At 44.6% G+C, this 19,253-nt stretch carries 15 protein-coding genes; 10 read left to right on the top strand and 5 right to left on the bottom strand.

Annotated features, from left to right (window positions below; genetic code table 11):
• Positions 1 to 239: 239 nt before the first annotated feature.
• On the bottom strand, positions 240 to 1,052 hold the full coding sequence (locus tag R7Q47_RS00670) for an AraC family transcriptional regulator (RefSeq protein ID WP_025768702.1): 813 nt from the start codon (positions 1,050 to 1,052) through the stop codon (positions 240 to 242).
• A 972-nt stretch (positions 1,053 to 2,024) separates the two neighbouring features.
• On the opposite strand from R7Q47_RS00670, the gene R7Q47_RS00665 reads away from it, so the two are divergent.
• Positions 2,025 to 2,744, top strand: a complete 720-nt coding sequence (locus R7Q47_RS00665; RefSeq protein ID WP_248486081.1) for a PAS domain-containing protein — start codon at positions 2,025 to 2,027, stop codon at positions 2,742 to 2,744.
• 73 nt (positions 2,745 to 2,817) lie between these two features.
• On the opposite strand, the gene pdxH is transcribed toward R7Q47_RS00665, so the two are convergent.
• The gene (pdxH, locus tag R7Q47_RS00660) at positions 2,818 to 3,453 is read right to left on the bottom strand and encodes a pyridoxamine 5'-phosphate oxidase (RefSeq protein WP_005374570.1); all 636 of its coding nucleotides are present in this window, start codon (positions 3,451 to 3,453) and stop codon (positions 2,818 to 2,820) included.
• Positions 3,454 to 3,568: 115 nt separating this feature from the next.
• On the opposite strand from pdxH, the gene R7Q47_RS00655 reads away from it, so the two are divergent.
• The 7 genes from R7Q47_RS00655 (at position 3,569) to R7Q47_RS00625 (ending at position 14,158) form a co-directional block, all read left to right on the top strand.
• Positions 3,569 to 5,443: an ATP-binding protein gene (locus R7Q47_RS00655; protein ID WP_258630018.1), complete on the top strand. Its 1,875-nt coding sequence runs from the start codon at positions 3,569 to 3,571 to the stop codon at positions 5,441 to 5,443.
• Complete coding sequence (locus tag R7Q47_RS00650) at positions 5,436 to 6,659, top strand: sigma-54-dependent transcriptional regulator (RefSeq protein WP_064376340.1); 1,224 nt, start codon at positions 5,436 to 5,438, stop codon at positions 6,657 to 6,659. The genes R7Q47_RS00655 and R7Q47_RS00650 overlap by 8 nt, the downstream gene beginning before the upstream one ends.
• Positions 6,660 to 6,832: 173 nt before the next feature.
• Positions 6,833 to 8,224, top strand: coding sequence for an HlyD family type I secretion periplasmic adaptor subunit (locus R7Q47_RS00645; protein WP_005374562.1), 1,392 nt, complete (start codon positions 6,833 to 6,835; stop codon positions 8,222 to 8,224).
• A 114-nt stretch (positions 8,225 to 8,338) separates the two neighbouring features.
• Positions 8,339 to 9,022 carry a transglutaminase-like cysteine peptidase gene (locus R7Q47_RS00640; RefSeq protein ID WP_005374561.1) on the top strand — a complete coding sequence of 228 codons (684 nt, stop codon included), beginning with the start codon at positions 8,339 to 8,341 and terminating at the stop codon, positions 9,020 to 9,022.
• Positions 9,023 to 9,027: 5 nt separating this feature from the next.
• Positions 9,028 to 10,941, top strand: a complete 1,914-nt coding sequence (locus R7Q47_RS00635; RefSeq protein ID WP_182016056.1) for an EAL domain-containing protein — start codon at positions 9,028 to 9,030, stop codon at positions 10,939 to 10,941.
• A gap of 15 nt (positions 10,942 to 10,956) precedes the next feature.
• On the top strand, positions 10,957 to 13,071 hold the full coding sequence (locus R7Q47_RS00630; protein ID WP_005374556.1) for a type I secretion system permease/ATPase: 2,115 nt from the start codon (positions 10,957 to 10,959) through the stop codon (positions 13,069 to 13,071).
• Between the two features lie 493 nt (positions 13,072 to 13,564).
• A complete protein-coding gene (locus R7Q47_RS00625) occupies positions 13,565 to 14,158 on the top strand; it encodes a mechanosensitive ion channel family protein (protein WP_042522270.1) in 594 nt (197 codons plus the stop codon).
• Positions 14,159 to 14,496: 338 nt separating this feature from the next.
• Here the strand turns inward: R7Q47_RS00625 and R7Q47_RS00620 are convergent, their stop codons facing one another.
• Positions 14,497 to 14,805: a hypothetical protein gene (locus R7Q47_RS00620; protein WP_239945509.1), complete on the bottom strand. Its 309-nt coding sequence runs from the start codon at positions 14,803 to 14,805 to the stop codon at positions 14,497 to 14,499.
• 222 nt (positions 14,806 to 15,027) lie between these two features.
• On the opposite strand from R7Q47_RS00620, the gene R7Q47_RS00615 reads away from it, so the two are divergent.
• Entirely contained in the window at positions 15,028 to 15,612 is a 585-nt protein-coding gene (locus R7Q47_RS00615) for a flavodoxin family protein (RefSeq protein ID WP_017635653.1), read from the top strand.
• Between the two features lie 63 nt (positions 15,613 to 15,675).
• Here the strand turns inward: R7Q47_RS00615 and R7Q47_RS00610 are convergent, their stop codons facing one another.
• Positions 15,676 to 17,301: an ABC transporter substrate-binding protein gene (locus tag R7Q47_RS00610; RefSeq protein WP_167415798.1), complete on the bottom strand. Its 1,626-nt coding sequence runs from the start codon at positions 17,299 to 17,301 to the stop codon at positions 15,676 to 15,678.
• Positions 17,302 to 17,442: 141 nt separating this feature from the next.
• On the opposite strand from R7Q47_RS00610, the gene mpaA reads away from it, so the two are divergent.
• A complete protein-coding gene (gene mpaA, locus R7Q47_RS00605) occupies positions 17,443 to 18,153 on the top strand; it encodes a murein tripeptide amidase MpaA (RefSeq protein ID WP_033907251.1) in 711 nt (236 codons plus the stop codon).
• 19 nt (positions 18,154 to 18,172) lie between these two features.
• Here mpaA and R7Q47_RS00600 read toward each other — a convergent pair whose 3' ends face one another.
• Positions 18,173 to 19,024, bottom strand: a complete 852-nt coding sequence (locus tag R7Q47_RS00600) for a MurR/RpiR family transcriptional regulator (RefSeq protein WP_033907250.1) — start codon at positions 19,022 to 19,024, stop codon at positions 18,173 to 18,175.
• Between the last annotated feature and the right edge of the window lie 229 nt (positions 19,025 to 19,253).

Here is a 19,253-nt window from a genome sequence, read left to right as displayed (position 1 = left end):
TGTGTTGTAAATTTTAATTTTTTCATTGCATTCACAACAAAATATCAAGAATATCAATAAGATTTTTGTGAAGAGCTCGTTCTAAGAGAAAATGTAGGATCAAGTGGCATATCAGCCACTGCAAAGAACAGAGAATTTAAAAAAACGAGAGATAGGTCACGTGAATAAAACATAAAAAAACCATGCATAGTGCATGGCTTTATTCTAATTGATGATTATTTGACCTAAAAAACGCGTTGTTATCCAACTTGTTTTTTATAACGGGAAGGTGATATTCCCTGTAAGCGAGTAAAAGTATGAGTAAAAGTACTCTGGCTTGAGAAGCCAGTAAACTCGGCAATTTGCCCTAAAGAGAGGTGCCCTTGCTCGATTAATTCACGAGCCATGTCGATTCGCTTTCCGAGAACATATTGATGAGGTGTAATCCCCATCTGCTCTTTAAACAAGCAATGGAACTGACTTTCCCCAAGAAACACTCGCCCGGCCAATTGAGCCACACTAATCTTATGACTCAGGTGCTGCTCAATGTAACGATCTATCGCCTCCAAATCAAAGCGCGACTCTTTTCGACTGGTCTCAAATGCCGAGATATGGCGCTGCATTAACGCAATCACAGTGTCGTTACACGCACGACTTAACAGCAGGTCATCCGGATGGTTTCGCATTTCCTGAACCAACATCTGTATCAGCTTCTGAATTTGACTATCTAACTGGAAGTAGACATGGTCTCTCTCCAGGTTATTGATTTTTTGAAGCATTTCAGGATCATCATTTGTCGGTTTGGGCATATTCAGCACCAAAATATCCGATTGATTGATGACGCCACCGAAAGCATGATCAGAGCATGCGGTAACCACACAACCTTGACCAGGGCCGACAAGATTACCTCGCCCGCGCACTTCAAATTCGGCTTGCCCTTTTAAACCAATCACGATCTGCGTATAAGAATGATCGTGGCAATCCATATAAGACGGAAGTGTGATCAGCTCCGCCGGCTTTGGCAGCATAATCTCTTGATATGAAAGGATTTTTTGGTTATCTGAGTCACTCATTTTAAACAGTCGTCTTTACACGGTCAGCTTACGTCTTCGCATCATATACCTTCTTTGTTGGGTTGCAACTTTTACCCAACTCAATCGACAAGATCAAATCAGCATGATCAAGTTCATTTACATGATCATAGTTCCGGAACGATGATCATGCGAGGTTAATTTACGGTCAGTGAGCAACCAATTTTATTAACAAAAACGGATAGATAGGCAACACCTTACGTATACATAATCAATCAATGTAAAGATCCTTATTACCGAACAATCTGTTATTTTGTAAAACACCGTGCTCCATATTAGATAACTCGTCCCTGAAACGGATCGAAACCCACTCTTAAACTCAACATAGAGGGATTTCCCCCCTTACTAATATGCTTCTGATTCAATACATTAGTTATCGAGCTTTAAGATGCATACGATCTAAAGCTCTCGGTATCTCATTGATACCTCTAACTTACTTAGCAGACCCTCGCTAAGTAATTTAGAACCTCTTCTACACGTCGACAAGATTATATCTTGTGTTGCCAGCCCGTCTTCAGGCTGGCTTTTTTTTTCGCTTCTCAACAATGAAAACAATGGCATAAGCTGATATCATAGCGTTTGTCTCACTGTCCCTCTCATATGCTTAGGTGCTGCTCTTTCGCTCACAAGTGATATGAACGTCAACCACATTACAACTGAGTTGTAGGAAGCATGATCAAGGACGATACGAGTTGTAAGCCGAACATTGGCGGACATCCGTGAGCGCACATATCTGTAATGAAACAGACCATTTTCCCAATTAAACTCTTCGTTCCATTTCGTCGTTGTCTATGACTACCTGACGAAAACATCGAACACCATGAATTTAATTGGATTGAGCGCCAATCAACGAACGTGTTCTAGCAACGTAACTGCCTACTTGGCAACATCAATACGAGCCATGTAACACGGACGTCTCTGTATTGGTAAAAGCAGTATGTAGTGAGTCCTTTTGTGAATATTTCAGTCGATACCATAGAACAATCCCTCCTTAAACAGCTACCAGGTTGTTGGGGATGCAAAGATAAAGATTCGGTATTCCTATACGTAAACCAGGAATACGCAGAACTGTTAGGGCACACATCGCCCGAGGAATGCTTGGGTAAAACTGATTTTGATATGGCCAGCCCAACCACTGAATGCGCGCAAGAATTTCAACGCCAAGATAAACACGTTCTCGAAACTGGCGAGTCACTAAAAATTCTGGATATCCACCCTTATCCAGATGGCCGCTGGCGAGCACATATATTTACTAAAACACCGTGGCGAGATGACAATGGCGACATTATAGGCACCATTTTCTACGGAAGAGAACTCACCGACACCGCCGTGATTGAAGTCGGGTATTGGGTTTGTCGTGCTATCAGTACCAACCCAAATCAACAATCCATCTTTCGTTTCTCTGACTTACAACCAAAACCAGAGAAGCTCACATGTCGCGAGCAAGAAACGCTTTTCCTCCTGCTCTACGGCAAGAAGCCACAATTCATCTCTCAGGTCATGGGCATATCAACAAAAACCGTTGAAGGTCACGTCGCACGCTTACGTAATAAGTTTGCAGCGAACAGCAAGAACGAACTAATAGATAAAGCAATGGAAGCAGGCTACGGCTCTGTTGTACCCAAAACGCTGCTTAAGCATCAATTATCGGTTGTGTTGAATGGAGAGCGATAATTCGCATCGCTTCCACCTACAAAAACACCGCCCCAATTCGGCGGTGTTTGTTTATTCATGAGGGACCATAAGCCTATGGCGCTAAACGATCAATGTCCCAACTTCCATCATGCTGGGAGAAAAGAAAACGATCGTGAAGGCGATGTTCGCCACCTTGCCAAAATTCGATGCTCTTTGGTTTTACGCGAAAGCCACCCCAAAAGGTTGGTACTGGTATTTCACCCTTAGCAAACTTCTGTTTTAGCTCTAAAAACTTACCTTCCAACACACCTCTGGCAGAAATACGGCTACTTTGTTTGCTCGCGATTGCGGCCAACTGGCTCTCTTTAGGACGAGAAGTAAAGTATTTCATATTCTCTACGGCGGTAAGCTTTTCAGCCACACCAGTAATATGAACTTGGCGCTCTAACGGGTGCCAAGGGAAGTGCAAACTAATATTGCTGTTATGCTCTAGCTGCTGGGCCTTGCGACTGCCTAGGTTGGTGTAAAACACAAAACCATCTTTGTCGACGTTTTTCAATAGAACAATGCGTTGAAACGGCATGCCATTTTCATCAACCGTTGCAACTGTCATCGCAGTCGGGTCCGTTAAACCCGCTTCAACTGCTTGCTCTAGCCACAGATTAAATTGATCAATAGGATCAGCTTTCAAATCTTTACGACGCAGCCCACCTTTGGTGTACTCACGACGAATATCAGCAAGTTCCATCTTTACTCCTTCACTCGTTTTTGTCGATTGTGCTCCCGATACTGAGGAAATACAAGGACATCATTGTGCTTGTTATCGTTGCCGCTCACAGCATCACAGTGCTTCATTTGATACCATGACACAAAAAACCAGTGAGCCGATCGTGAACTTACTCAACCCCAAAGCCCTACGTCATTTTTTACTGCTACTGTGTGCCGTTGGCATTTCAGGGCTTGCGCTTACTCATCATTACGCAACTCAATACCAACATGATCAATGGCAACAAAAGCTAGAGAGACAAGCCGCGCAAGTATCACAAGAAGTGGACTACGAGCTGGCAAAGTTTGAACAGATACCAAACCTATTAAGTCACGATCCGAGATTACTCCAAGCAGTAGAGCGCGGAACGCCCTCTCACGAGCTCAACCTATTGTTAGCAGATTGGTTGAAGCAAAGCTTGGCCGATACGATTTACGTTCATGACCGTACCGGGTTAGTCATAGCCTCAAGTAACTTTCAGCAAGAAGATACGTTTGTTGGCTCTAGCTTTAGCTATCGCCCCTATTTTAAAAATGCGCGACGCGGTGAGCCCGCTCAATACGTTGGATTAGGCGTACGCTCGAATAAACGTGGGTACTTCTTCTCATCTCCGCTGTGGGTAAATGAGGAAGTCGTTGGCGTGATCACAGTAAAAGTGAATTTGGAGCAATTAGAACAGCGCCTTTCGCAAACCACGACTGACGTACTCATTACAGATAAACACAATGTCGTGTTTATGAGCAATTTACCAGACTGGCGCTATCGTGCACTTTTCCCACTGTCATCGAGTGCAATAAATGAACTTACCGAAACGCGTCAATATGGCGATACCTTACCCGAATATTTTGGTGAGTTAACGGCACACAGTGGTGTCACAGAGTTTGATGACAATCAATTGCTTCTATCACCGAATTACCTCGCATACGCAACACACTTATTGGATAAAGGGTTTCGCGTCGTTGCCTTAATTAACCACAACAGCGTTCTTGCCGCCGTTTTACAGGCCGATATCGTCTTCCTGATCTTATATGCGCTAATTGCTCTAATTGCGTTAGCGTGGTTCCAAACCCTAGTTAACAAAGCACGCCTTGCCCATCTCAATGTGAGCCTAGAAGAAAAAGTAGTGCAACGGACACTAGTTCTGAGTGAAGCCAACCAAAAGCTACAACAGACCATCCGCCAATATGAACAAAGCCAACAAGAGCTTAAACAAACACAACAAGAGCTGACGCAAGCCGCGAAATTGGCACTGTTGGGCGAGCTATCAGCCAGTATTAATCATGAGATAAATCAGCCACTTTCCGCACTAAGAACCTATACCGAAAACTCGCAGCGTTTGTTGGCAATGGAAAAATACCCAATGGTCGCTGACAATTTGGGCAAAATGCTGACACTCAATGACACCATTTCGGAAGTCATTGCCCGCTTAAAAGTCTTTACTCGGAAAGCCACACACGATTCACACAATGAAATCTCAGTACTGCACGACGCGGTACATACTGCCACCAGCATTTTGAGCAACAAGCTTATTAAGCAAGGAGTAACACTAAAAGTTCCGGCCATCGACTATGATGTGAAGCTGGCCATTCACAGCGTTGAATTAGAACAAGTGCTGATCAATCTCTTCCACAACGCGGCACAAGCGATGGAAAACCACTGTATCGATCCGCAAATATCCATTGCTGTTCAGTGTCATGATGACAGTTGCGACATTCTTGTTTCCGATAACGGACCAGGGATGTCAGACGAAGCCCTAGCAAAAGTGTTCGACCCATTTTTTACGACTAAGCCGGAGGGTCTTGGATTAGGTTTAACAATCTCCAAGCGGATTATAGAGAGCTATCACGGCTCCCTCTGTGCCTATAAACATCAGAACACAGAACAACAAGCAGGAGGGATGACCTTTATCGTGACGCTACCAATAGTCAATCAGAATAAACGTACCCCAGAAGTGGAAAACGACCATGAATAACCCAGTTTTCTTTGTTGATGACGAACCACACATTCGTGATGCCGTGTCTCAAGCCCTGCTGATTGAAGGGATAGACGTCACCTGCTTACCAAACGCAGTAGAAGCCTTACGCGTAATCGACTCAAATACACCTGCGATTATCATTACCGATATCCATATGCCCGTGATGGATGGCTTGGAGTTTATGCGAACTTTGCGAAGCAAAAACGATCACTTTCAATTCATCGTACTTACTGGACATGGAGATGTGAAAACCGCGGTAGATGCGATGAAAAGCGGCGCGTACGACTTTCTAGAAAAACCGTTTTCAACGGAACAGCTCATGAAATCGCTCAACAATGCCAGCGATAAACTGAACTTGTTGCAAGAAAACATCTGGCTTAAGAAAGAGCTCGACATGCAAACTCATGTTGGTCCGAAAATGATTGGTCACAGTAAGGCCATGGTTAGTATTCGTCGCGCCTTGATCAGTGCGCCTACAAGCCAGCCGCTCATTTTTGTAGGTCAAGATGGTACGGGTCGGCGACTCGCTGCACAATTCGCCCACGACATACATGCAACACCGGATAGTGAGTTAATCGCCGCTTCTGGTGAAGACCTTTATGAGTTTTCATTAGAAGCTCTCGACAAAGCCATACACCGCTTAAGTGAAGGAAAACGCCACTGCAGTTTGTACTTACATAGCGCAGAGCATGTATCATTTGAACAATGGGAATACTTGTTCAAGCACCCGAAACTTGAACGTGTTTTTGGCGCGACCACCCAAGCCGAGCCACCTCTAAAATCCCTGGCGACTCTAATTCACTTACCGACGCTCGATGAAAGAAAGGAAGATATAGGGCCTTTATACAAGCACTTTGTGCGCCACACAGCGAGTCGATATCAGTTACAGCCGCCACATATCAGCCTAGAAGAGGTCAAACACCTCACCAGTCTCGAGTGGCCAGAAAACGTTAAGCAGCTACGCCAATTTGCTGAACTTCGTGCCCTCAAGCCAGATACTTTTAGAATGGAAGATTGGAACAGTGAGAAAAGTCTTGAAATTCAGAGTATGACTCAGCGCACAGAATACTTTGAATATTGCTTGTTATTCGATGCATTGCAAAGACATCGCGGCAGACTCAAAGAGGTTCAACTAGAATTACAGGTATCACGCAAAACCTTGTACGACAAACTAAAAAAACATCAGTTGGATAAAGCCAAGTTCAAGGCGTAATAGCTATACTCCGGCGCTAATTATGCTTTTGTTTGATTTAGAAAGTGTAAGAAAGCTCATTTGAAGAGAGAATAACCCTCTTCTCATATTTTATTAGCCGAGCATGCTGACATGATCGGTTAATAATAATAAGATCAAAAAGATAATCCGTAATTATATAAGCAGGGACTGTGATGAGCCGAGATAACTACAACAAACTCAACGATGAAGAGTTGGATTTTGTTGATGACAAAACTGCAGCATTGCTCCTCAATACCCCCAACAGCGCGCGTTTTATGCTCTGGGTTATGGTGCTATTTTTCATTGCAGCAATAGGTTGGGCATCTTGGGCTGAAATCGACAAAGTCACGGTTGGTCAAGGCAAAGTGATTCCCTCCTCACAGATACAAGTAGTCCAAAACTTAGAAGGTGGCTTAGTCAAAGAAATCTTGGTCAAAGAAGGTCAGTTGGTTGAAAAAGGCCAACAGTTACTGCTTATCGATGACACCCGCTTTCGCTCAGATTTTCGTGAACGTGAGCAACAAGTTGCCAACCTTACCGCATCTGTGCTGCAACTATCCGCTTCTATTAACAGTGTTGCCGTTAACCGTGATTTTGAAACGGAAAACTGGCGTCAAAGTGTACTACTTGATTACGGTAAACTGACCTTCCCACCAACCTTGGAAGAGACTCGACCTCAACTCACACAGCGTCAAAAAGCAGAATATCGCGAAGATCTAGATAATTTGCGCAACCAACTTTCTGTTATTGACCAACAAGTGCAGCAAAAGCAGCAGGACTTGGTAGAGATCCAAGCGCGAGTAAGGAACTTGCGTCAAAGCTACCAATACGCGAAAAAAGAACTCGATATCACCAAACCTTTGGCAGACGAGGGCGTTGTTCCTCGTATTGAACTGCTCAAATTACAGCGCCAAGTCAACGATACCCGTCGTGAAATGACGTCCAGTGAGCTCAAGATTCCCGTATTGCAATCAGCGATTCGAGAATCCATGCTCAACCGTATTGATGTTGCACTCAAATTCCGCTCTGAACAGCAAGAGAAACTCAATAGCGCCCAAGACCAGTTATCTGCTTTGGTTGAATCAGCGGTGGGCTTGGAAGATAGAGTAAACCGAACGGTTGTGAATTCGCCAGTAACAGGCAAAATCAAAACACTGAACATCAATACTGTCGGTGGTGTTATCCAACCTGGTATGGATATCGTCGAGATCGTACCAACAGAAGACACACTATTGGTAGAGGCGAAAATTGCGCCAAAAGACATCGCATTTTTACGCCCAGATCTTCATGCTATCGTGAAATTTACAGCTTACGACTTCACAAAGTACGGCGGTTTAGAGGGAGAGTTGGAACATATCAGCGCGGATACCACTCAAGATGAAGAAGGCAACAGCTTCTACATTGTTCGTGTACGCACCGAAAAAACAAACTTTGGTCAAGATGCAGATTTACCAATCATTCCAGGAATGACAGCATCGGTCGATATCATCACAGGGAAGCGAACCGTTTTGGAATATCTACTTAAACCGATTTTAAGTGCCAAAACGAACGCCTTGAAGGAGTAAACCACATTAAGGTACTCGCGATAGGGAGTATTGAGCGATAAGTGATTAAATAAAAAGCACTTATTTCTCACTGACGAACTCTCTAGAAGAGTATACTTGTGATACGAGTCGAATATGCGATCCAATTTGCAGCGTAAAGTTACATTATTAATCAGCTTAAGTTGTTTGTCGTTCCAACTTGGTGCGCTGAACAGTAAAGAACAACGATGGGTCAATACGGTCACAGCGGTGTACGGCGAACGTGCGGGATTGCGCGTAAATACATGGCGAAAGAACCTCGACTTATTTAAACAATTAGAGACTCATGAACAGCTCGCTGGCGTTAACGACTTTTTTAATCAGCTGTATTTCGTTGACGACATAAAACTGTGGGGAAAGACAGATTATTGGGCTACGCCACTCGAATTTTTAGGGAGTAACGCAGGAGACTGTGAAGATTTCACTATTGCTAAGTACTTCTCTTTACTCGAGCTAGGAATACCAGATTCAAAGATGCGGTTAATATACGTAAAAGCCATCGAACTGAATCAGTTTCACATGGTATTAGCTTACTACCCTACCCCAAGTTCTGAGCCGCTCATTCTCGATAATATCAATCCTGACATTGTCCGAGCCTCTAAGCGTAGCGACTTGCTACCGATATACAGTTTTAATGGTACAAACCTGTGGTTGATGAAGTCATCTGCTAGCACTGGAGAGCTGGCAGGGAAAGCATCACGGTTGAGCCTTTGGAATGACTTACGCTCGCGCGAACGTAAGTTGCAGTTAAATAAACCTAAAATTAACTATGACGAGTGAGAAACATGACCCTATATAAGAAGCTTGTGGTGGGGATGGTTACGGTCTTTATACTCTTGTTGGCATCAGTATTCGTAATCCAATTCAACACGACTCGAGACAGCTTGGAGCAACAGCAACGTTCAGAGGTCAACAACACTATTAACACCGTAGGTTTGGCATTGGCTCCTTACCTAAAGGACAAAGATAAAGTCGCGGTTGAGTCCGTGATTAATGCTCTGTTTGACGGCAGCACCTACTCCGTTGTTCGTCTTACAGCATTAGATTCTGACTACCAGATCGTGCGTACCTACCCAGTTAAACCAAGTACGGTGCCACAATGGTTTATCGACATGAATCTATTTAAAGCGATTCACGATAAGCGTGTTGTGACCAGTGGTTGGATGCAGCTCGCCGAAGTAGAAATCATTAGCCACCCAGGCGCAGCTTACGAGCAGCTCTGGCAAGGTTTTATTGGGTTGCTGTCTGTATTCAGTGTCATTTTTCTAGCTGGTTTAGTGGCAATTTCATATATCCTACGTCGCTCGCTAAAGCCGTTAACGGCCATCGTGAATAAAATGCATGAAATCGCGAATAACCAATTTGGTGAACCGCTTGCTCGTCCAAGAACCAAAGATCTTATCGCGGTGGTAGATGGCATTAACATGATGTCTGCTCAAATCGAGCTATCATTCAAAGAGCAAGCCAAAGAGGCGCAACGTCTGCGTGCTCAGGCTTACCTCGATCCTATATCTAAATTGGGTAACCGCTCATTCTACATCAACCAAATCGACCAATGGCTTGCAGAGCAAACGCAAGGGGGTATCGCGCTACTCCATGCTGAATACATTGGGGACATTTACGAGACCAAAGATTACCAACGCGCAGATGCCCACGTTAAAGAACTGTCTCAACGTTTGAAAAACACCATTGATGTACCGGGTGCCACTATTGCTCGCTTATCTAGTGATGAGTTCGGTTTGCTTTTCCCTCATATGGATGAGAGCGAGTTACGCATTTTATCGGACAGCATCGTCAATTGTGTGAACGGCCTAAATACTGACCCAACAGGCTTAGCAAAACCTAAAGCGTCACTAGGGGTTGCACACAGCAAAGATCAGAAAACGCGCTCTGAAATCCTCTCGATGGTGGACAACGCACTATCGAAAGCCAAAGCGCAACCAGACAAGCCATACGGCTTCATTGGCAGTGATACACCTTCTAGTTTGATGGGTAAACAGCAATGGAAAGCGTTGGTTGAAGAAGCCATTCATAGTGATTGGGTTAAATTCCGTTTCCAAGCTGCGAAAAACACATGGGGTAAAGTATTCCACAACGAAGTATTTTCAAGCATCGAAAAAGATGGTGAAACGTATCGTGCGAATCAATACCTATTCGCACTAGAACAGTTAGACGCCACCAACATCTTTGACCAGTATGTCATTGAATCAATGATTAAGATGCTAGAAAGTGGTGAACTTAATGACCCAGTCGCGATTAACATCGCGCAAAGCAGCTTGTCTCAACCATCGTTTATTCGCTGGACAACTAGCATGCTGGAAAAACACGCCAAAGTCGCCTCTAAGCTACACTTTGAAATTCCAGAGGAATGCTTTATCGATCAGCCTCACCACGCAGCACTGTTATGTAATGCCATTCGCCAATCAGGTGCTGAGTTCGGCGTAGATAACTACGGACGTAACTTCCAATCTTTGGAATACATCCAAGAGTTCCGCCCGAACTATGTGAAGCTCGATTACCTATTCACACACAACTTGCACGACGAAAAACAGAAATTCACGCTAACGTCGATCTCTCGTACTGCCCACAACCTTGGTATTACGACTATCGCATCGCGTATCGAAACTCAAATCCAGTTGGATTTCCTCACTGAACACTTTGTTGAGGTATTCCAAGGATTCATCGTCGACAAGGAATAAAAAGGTTTATCAACGATGAAAGACCCTTTACTGAATTCGCTCATCTACGTTAGCCGTTACTATGGGTTAGCTAACTCGCCAGAAGCGCTAGTCAACGGACTACCGCTATCTGACGGTAAACTGACCCCATTTTTGCTACCAAGAGCAGCGGAAAGGGCCGGATTGGTTGCCAAGGAAAACCGCGCAGAGCTGGAGAGCATCTCCAGCCTAATTCTGCCGGCAATCTTAGTTCTTAAAGGCGGTGACTCTTGCGTTCTCAACAGCATCAATATGGAGAAACGCGAGGCCGAAGTCACCACCCTAGAAAGTGGAATGGTGCCGATCTCTATTCCATTAGAAGACCTACTTGAGCAATACACTGGTCGGTACTTTTTAGTTAAAAAGCAATTCCGTTTCGATGAGCGCTCTCCCGAAGTGCTCAAAACCAACGAAGGCCACTGGTTCTGGTCCACCTTGTGGCAGTCAAAACGCATCTACCGTGATGTTTTAATCGCATCACTTCTCATCAACCTCTTTGCGGTTGCCGCTCCGCTATTCACTCGCTTGGTGTACGACAAAGTGGTTCCGAATCTTGCGTTTGAAACCCTATGGGTACTAGCAAGTGGCATCTTTGTCGTGTTCCTGTTCGACTTCATTCTCAAGTCGCTGAGAAATTACTTCATTGATGTGGCGGGCAAGAAGTCTGACATTCTGATTTCATCCAAACTGTTCAGCAAAGTGATGGGGATTAGAATGGAATCGAAGCCGCCTTCGGTCGGTGCCTTCGCTCGCCATTTACAAGAATTCGAATCTATTCGAGAGTTTTTTACTTCAGCGACCGTCAGTGCTCTCATTGATTTGCCTTTTGCCATTTTGTTCTTAGTGATTATATGGCTAATGGCTGGCGATCTTGTGTATGTACCGATGGTGGGCGTGGTCATTTTGATTATTCACTCGCTACTGATACAAGGGCCGCTGCGCCGCTCCATTGAGGAGGGTTCACGCCTAGCATCGCAAAAATATGCCAATTTGATAGAGAGCTTGGCTGGGTTAGAAACCGTAAAAATGCTCAGTGCGCAAAGCCAATTCCAATACCGCTGGGAAGAGGCAGTTGCGCACATGGCGAACTGGAATATAAAAAGCCGCCGAATTACGGATAGCATTCAAAACGCAGCAGGTTTTGTGCAGCAAAGTAGTAACGTAGGGATGATCATCCTAGGCGTTTACTTGATTGCAGAGGGCGACTTAACCATGGGTGGTTTGATTGCCGCAACCATGCTTAGCGGCCGCGCGATAGGTCCTTTGGTTCAGTTATCCTTACTCTCTACGCGCTACAACCAAGCGAAGTCTTCTATGACAATTATCAATCAAGTCATGGAAATGCCGGATGAACAAGAAGAAGGTAAACGTTACATTCACCGTCCAATAGTACAAGGCAAAATTGAACTTGAACGCGTGACCTTCCACTACCCAGATTCACCGGTGGCGTCGATTCGAGATTTGAGCTTGACCATTAACCCAGGCGAAAAAGTAGCGATCATAGGCCGTATCGGTTCGGGTAAAACCACGTTAGAGCGTCTCATCATGGGCTTGTATCAGCCGACGGAAGGTCATGTTCGCATTGATGATACCGACATCGCACAACTGCATCATGTCGACATTCGCCGTAATATTGGTTGTGTGCCGCAAGATTCGAATCTGTTCTTTGGTTCTATCCGCGACAACATTACGCTAGGTCGCCCATTAACCGATGACCGTGACGTACTAGACGCAGCGAATCGTGCCGGTGTTACTGCGTTTACGCAATCTGACCCAGCGGGCTTAGAACGCCAAGTTGGTGAAGGTGGTGCAATGCTTTCGGGTGGTCAACGTCAAGCAGTCACGATCGCTCGTGCATTTTTGGGTCGTCCTCCTGTTCTACTCATGGATGAACCAACCAGTGCGATGGATAACCGCTCAGAGATGCACATTAAGCATCAATTAGCACAGTTGAAACCTAGTGAAACGCTGATTCTGATTACGCATAAAACGTCTATGCTCGACATCGTTGATCGCGTAATTGTGATGGAAAAAGGCAGCATCATTGCAGATGGTCCTAAAGCGCAAGTGCTGAACGATTTGAAACAAGGCAAAGTGCGTGCGGTTAGCTAGCCTGAATTCACATTGATAAAAGACAAGGGCCCCGTTTAACTTGTGTTTAACGGGGCTTATTTTATTGTGAGCCCGAGATAATTAAGTTCTTCAAGCGCGACCCAAACGAGTACAAGGCCAACAATCACGAATAAAATCATAATCGCCTTTTCATCTTCTTCCATTTTTCAACGCCCTAAAAGCTATTTCAATTAATACACCTTAGGTTATCAGGACAAAAGTCATATTCAGCTCGTTTATAAGGAACTAGCGTCATAGAATGTCGGATATGGGATACAGCTCAAAGATTGCTCTTTTCAAAATCACGTCAGCTTTGGTTGAATATAAGTAATGAAGCCAAAGAGTTCGCAATGCTCACTAAGTCTTTGATTAACCAATATAGTACTCTGTGGTACCTCAACACAGAGACAAATGGTGTAAAGAAAAATTGTGATTACTTACAGCAAAAAATCAGCTATAAAAGCCGCTTTCTAGATATCGTCGAGATGAAGAAATGAATGATTGGATCCAATTAGAGCAAGTGAGCCAGTATTTCACTACGGGCTCCCTCGGTTACAAACTATTGATGGGCATTTTTGTCCTGATCGCGTATCGCATCCTGAAGAGGATTGTAAATAGAGCCATCCTAAATTTGGCAACAACGAAAGGTGTAAAAAAGGCTCGTTTGAGTTTTATTCAGCGCTGTTTCAATGTCGCGCTGCTATTTTTGACCGCCTCTATTTTTGCCATTATCACAGGTATTGGCTATGGCGATGTGTCTTTGTTCCTATCGTCCATTTTTGCCGTATTAGGTGTGGCGTTTATTGCGCAGTGGTCAATTCTGAGCAACATCACTGCCAGCTTTTTGATCTTTTTTGTCTTCCCATACCGAGTGGGTGACCGAATTAAAGTCGTAGACAAAGATGAAGACATCTGCGGTGAGATTCAAGAAATCAGCATGTTTCACGTGTTAATTAAGCACGACAACGGTAACTTGATCACTTACCCAAACAACCAGATTTTGCAAAAAGCAGTGCTAAAACTGGCGAAAAACAAGCCAGAGCCAAGTAAAGTAAAATCTCGGATTTATACTCGCAGAAAGAAATAACCCACTAAAAAGCCGATGTATCTACATCGGCTTTTTAGTATCACTTGGTGGTCACAAATAACCCAAAGTTAATGGCGAAAAACAGTGAAGAGACAAAACGTATAAGCTGAAGGTCACCACTGTATTCTTTCATGATAAAAACATGACACATCGCCGAAACCAAAAGCGCCACTTTAACCAAAGGAAGCTTCTTATTTACGAACCTTAAATAAATACAAAAAATAGAGATGGTGCAAGCAAAGAAAAAATCGCCACTAGTTCCATCTTCCTTAAAATACAAGGACATGGTTTTAGTTAAGCTTATATTTTTAGCTTCATTATGAGCCACCCACTAATATTTAGCGAGATAAGGGCATAAAAGAGGTAAAAACAAGACTGACCGAAACAAAAAGTAGTGCATGCACTTTTTCTTCTAAGCTCTCTGGATGAACATTCATATCCACATCAAACACACCCGCTATAAAGTGTGCAAATACCGTGGAAGAGGCTGTAGAAAGGCCTCCTACCATAATGATAATAATCCCTCGCCTTAAGAAACGATGAAATGTACTTTTCCCGCCTTGGATCAGGTCTGAGTTTACATATTTTAATCTATTTTTCCGCCTATTAATCATCACTAGCATCGGTACCTTTATCATTGTTTCCAAGAGAGTTTTCTACATCTTTAAGATCTTCCTTTAACGCTTTTATACACGACATTCATCGTCGTTGCATTCACTGTAGTTATGCCGTCGACTTACCCTATAAGAAAGCTTTTTAGATACCAATTCGTACTTTATCTATCTCAAATCTCTTCTTGACCTCAACTTAGCTTGAGGTTTTAGCCTTAGTCGCACGATTAAAAATCAACAATGAAAAAAGGAACCATTGTGTCCAAAATTGCGATTATTTATTTCTCTAAAACCGACGTTACTGGTCAGCTTGCTCGCGCGATTGCCGCAGGCGTTGAACAACAAGGCATTAAGCAGCAAGATGACTGTGAAATCCTCTCTCACCGAATTGAAGGCAATGAGATTATTGAGGGACGTTTTGTGAACCCTAAACTAATGGATGAACTTGCTGAGTGTGATGCGATTATCTTTGGCTCACCGACCTATATGGGCGGTGTAGCAGCGCAGTTTAAAGCATTTGCAGATGCAAGCAGTGAATCTTGGTATTACCAAAAATGGGCGAGCAAAATCGCGGCTGGCTTTACCAGTGGTGGGGCAATGAATGGCGACCAATCTTGCACATTACAATATCTACAAACGCTCGCTAACCAACACGGCATGATGTGGGTCGGGTTGGATAAGATCAGCAATTCTGGGGAGCAAAACCTGAATCGTTATGGTGTACAAGGTGGTATTGTTGCACAAGGTGGTGAAGATGGTCAGTTGCATGCTTCTGATGTTGCAACAGCAGAGTATCTTGGCAAACGAGTCGCTATGCTCGTGAACAAGCTCTCCACTCGCTAACAATAAAAAGAAGCCCCGTAAGATACATCTTCGGGGCTTCATATTTATCGCTTGTTTTGAGCGCTACTTCTTGATGTAGAGGTCTTTCGAGTAGATACGACCTTCTACGTTGCTCTTGGCAAAACCGCCAACCGTAGGACGAACCAAACGCGCTTGCATGTAGTAGTAAATCGGTGCGATTGGCATATCCGCCGCCAACAATTGCTCGGCTTGATCATAGAAACCTTGGCGCGCTTTCTCATCGGTTGCGGCCAATGCACTGTTCATCGCGTTGTCGTACGCTTCATTGCTGTAACGTGCAAAGTTACCCGAAGAACCTGAGCGAAGTAAGCTCAGGAAAGTAGACGCTTCATTGTAATCACCACACCAGGAAGCGCGCATCACATCGAAATTGCCTTGTTTACGCGCCACTAAGTATGACTTCCACTCTTGGTTTTCTAACTCCACGTGTGCACCGAGATTTTTTTGTAGCATCGACGCTATCGCAACCGCGATCGATTTGTTTGCCTCACTGGTGTTGTACAGCAATTTAAAATCGAGCGGCTTGTCTTGGCTGTAACCCGCTTCTTTTAACAACTGACGCGCTTTCTCGTCACGTTGTTGCTGACTCCATTTACTATACTCAGGGGGCGTCGCATCAAAACCGGCAGTGTACTGATGCGCAAAGGTGTACGCAGGAAGGTTGCCCACTTGCGTGACACCATTCGTAATCACATCACGCATGATGGAGTACGACACCGCTTGACGCACTCGCGCATCATCAAATGGCGGACGAGTGGTATTGAACGCGTAGTAATACGTGCACAGTAATGGCACCACCGTGTAAGCCTGCTTGTAATCTTGTTTAAGCTTCTGCGCCATATGAGTCGGCACATCTGACGTGATATCCAGCTCTCCTGCCGCATAACGATTGATTGACGCGTTTTGGTTTTCAAACGGAATGTAAGTCACTTTGTTTAAATGCGTATCTGCGCTGTCCCAGTAACTTGGACTCTTAACCAGTTCAATGCGCTCATTCACGACCCACTTATCCAATGTGAATGCACCGTTGCTAACAAATTGGTCTGGATCACTCCACGGCTTGTCGCGGTTTTCCACTGTCGCTTGATGCACTGGCATCATGGACGTGTGCCCAGTCATAGCAACAAAGTACGGCACTTGACTGTCCAACTCAAAACGTAGGGTGTATTTATCCACTGCCTTGATACCGAGATCGTCCAAAGGCTTTTTGCCCTCTGCTACATCGGTGATGTTTTTGATCTTGGTGAGTTTGAGATACCAAACATTTGGAGAAGCGGTTTTCGGATCTACCGCTCGGCGCAGTGAATAGACAAAATCATCCGCTGTCACAGGCTCGCCATTCGACCATTTCGCGTCTTTGCGCAAGTGAAAAGTAAACGTTTGGTTGTCGTTGGTTTCCCATGATTCTGCCACACCGGGAATAATGTTTCCGTCACGATCTTGAATCACAAGCCCTTCAAATAAGTCACGAATCACATGCATCTCTGGCAGACCTTCGGCTTTCGCTGGGTCAAGCGTCGCCGCCTCTGCGTCATTCGCACGTACTACATGCTGTTCTGCGGCAAGTTGAATGCCTTTAGGTAAGGTCTCCGCAGCAACTGATGTAGCAAGAAAAGGGGTGAATAAAGAGGAAATCAGCAACGCCGTTGAATGTTTTTTAAAATCCATATCGTTTTTCGTTCTCCTAACGCGTCTTGTGAAGCAAGTGCCACAATTAACATTTCAACCGTTGACGAGTTTAAACGGTTCAGTTTAGCTAGGTGTAATTAGCTTAGATATTGATACTACTTCATCAATCAGGAGATTACGGTGAGTCTAATTCCAAGAACGGAAAGAGCGGCATTTTTAATTCGGCCAACATCATACGGTCAATCCGTGCTTGGTGCGCCATTACTGTATTTTCCGGCTCAAGTCGAAAGTGCTTCGCGAGGTTTGATTTTGGCAGGCACTCACGGGGACGAGACGGCCTCGATTGCAGGTTTGTCCTGCGCGCTAAGAAGCTTGCCTGCTGAAAACTTACGACATGATGTGATTCTGTCAATGAATCCTGACGGCAACCAACTAGGCACACGCGCAAATGCAAACCAAGTGGATCTCAATCGCGCGTTTCCAACCCAAAATTGGACTGAGCATGGCACAGTGTATCGATGGAGCTCTCACACACCCGTTCGAGACGTACAGGTGAAAACTGGCACTAAAAACCAACTAGAGCCTGAAGTTAGCGCATTAATTAACTTGATTGAACTGCGCAAGCCAAAGTTTGTGGTGTCGTTTCATGAACCGCTTGCTTTTGTGGATGATCCCAAACATTCCGACCTTGCCAAATGGCTCGGCGAGCAGTTCCAACTGCCAATCGTTGACGATATCGACTACGAAACACCCGGCTCATTCGGCACTTGGTGTAGTGAACGTGATTTACCTTGCATCACGTTGGAGTTACCAGCGATTTCTGCCGATCTCACCATTGAAAAACATCTCTCTGCTTTTATTGCTTTGCTGAGGCACGATCCGGATCTCTAGTCCGCTGTTAAACAAGCGATCATGTGAGGATCTGTTTGATGTCGGTACTGATATCGCTGATCAACTGACGGGCACTGTCGTCTCTTTGCTGAACCAAGATGATAAACAGCAAATCGGTGATCACGTTTTGCGCGGTACGCGAAGCAATGGATGAGCTGCGATGTTCCGTTTCATTGGCAATCGTATCAAACGTAATATCGGCAATACCGCGCAAGCGACTTCTTCCTGGCGCAGATAACGCAATCACCTTCGCGCCCTGCTCTTTTGCCGCTTCTGCCGCGACGAGAATTTCTTTGCGCTCACCCGAAAACGAGATTGCGATCTGAACATCTTCTGGAGAGAGCGTGCGGGCAACAGCAATCTGCACGTGGCTGTCTTGTTCAGAAAGCGCCGTAATACCAAGTTTAAGCAGTTTAAAGCTTAAATCCTTCGCGGTCAGTGCAGAGCCCCCAATCCCGACCACTTGCACTCGACGCGCTTCACTCAACCATTTCACCGCTTGGTGACACGCTTCGTAAGACAGCGTATTGGTAGTTTGAAACATAGCGTCGGTTTTCGCTTTCACCAGTTTCTGTGAAATTACCGCAATGGGGTCGTCAGCCAAAATATCACTGTGCAGCGGTGTCGACTGCATCGCATGCTTACGGCCAATCTCTTCATTCAGAGCTAATTTAAACTCGCTGTAACCTTTAAAGCCGATACGCTGAGTAAATTTCACAATGCTCGATTGACTCACTTTTACTTGCGCCGCAAGTTCTTGGCTAGTGAGCAGCGCCGCCTTTTCTGCGTTTTCAACAATCCAATCGCCGACCAAACGACCACTTTGCGAAAGCTGAGTACGCCTCGCGACTATCTTATTGATAACTGACACAACAAAAACCTCAAAAAATTTAAATAAATTATTCCAAAACAAAAATAATTGGAGTTTGATTTAACTCCATGATTATTCTAACCAAGCCAGTTTATATCGGATGTAATGGACGTATATTTTCTCTCATTATTCCAAATTTCTCCTGCACAAAGAATAACCTCAAGTGTGATTCTTATCACCAAAACAGAATATTTTATTCCATAGAATCGCCCTCAGATTGAACATTACG

The organism is Vibrio sp. Vb0349, from assembly GCF_033338975.1.
The sequence above is the reverse complement of the archived record's forward strand: the minus strand, read 5'-3'. Positions and strand labels throughout refer to the sequence as shown.

Bases quoted from the DNA above. Each gene is read 5' to 3' on its own strand.
- R7Q47_RS00635 (WP_182016056.1), top strand. From the start codon at position 9,028: ATGACCCTATATAAGAAGCTTGTGGTGGGGATGGTTACGGTCTTTATA.
- R7Q47_RS00650 (WP_064376340.1), top strand. From the start codon at position 5,436: ATGAATAACCCAGTTTTCTTTGTTGATGACGAACCACACATTCGTGAT.
- pdxH (WP_005374570.1), bottom strand. From the start codon at position 3,453: ATGGAACTTGCTGATATTCGTCGTGAGTACACCAAAGGTGGGCTGCGT.
- R7Q47_RS00640 (WP_005374561.1), top strand. From the start codon at position 8,339: ATGCGATCCAATTTGCAGCGTAAAGTTACATTATTAATCAGCTTAAGT.
- R7Q47_RS00630 (WP_005374556.1), top strand. From the start codon at position 10,957: ATGAAAGACCCTTTACTGAATTCGCTCATCTACGTTAGCCGTTACTAT.
- R7Q47_RS00655 (WP_258630018.1), top strand. From the start codon at position 3,569: ATGACACAAAAAACCAGTGAGCCGATCGTGAACTTACTCAACCCCAAA.
- R7Q47_RS00645 (WP_005374562.1), top strand. From the start codon at position 6,833: ATGAGCCGAGATAACTACAACAAACTCAACGATGAAGAGTTGGATTTT.
- R7Q47_RS00670 (WP_025768702.1), bottom strand. From the start codon at position 1,052: ATGAGTGACTCAGATAACCAAAAAATCCTTTCATATCAAGAGATTATG.
- R7Q47_RS00610 (WP_167415798.1), bottom strand. From the start codon at position 17,301: ATGGATTTTAAAAAACATTCAACGGCGTTGCTGATTTCCTCTTTATTC.
- R7Q47_RS00625 (WP_042522270.1), top strand. From the start codon at position 13,565: ATGAATGATTGGATCCAATTAGAGCAAGTGAGCCAGTATTTCACTACG.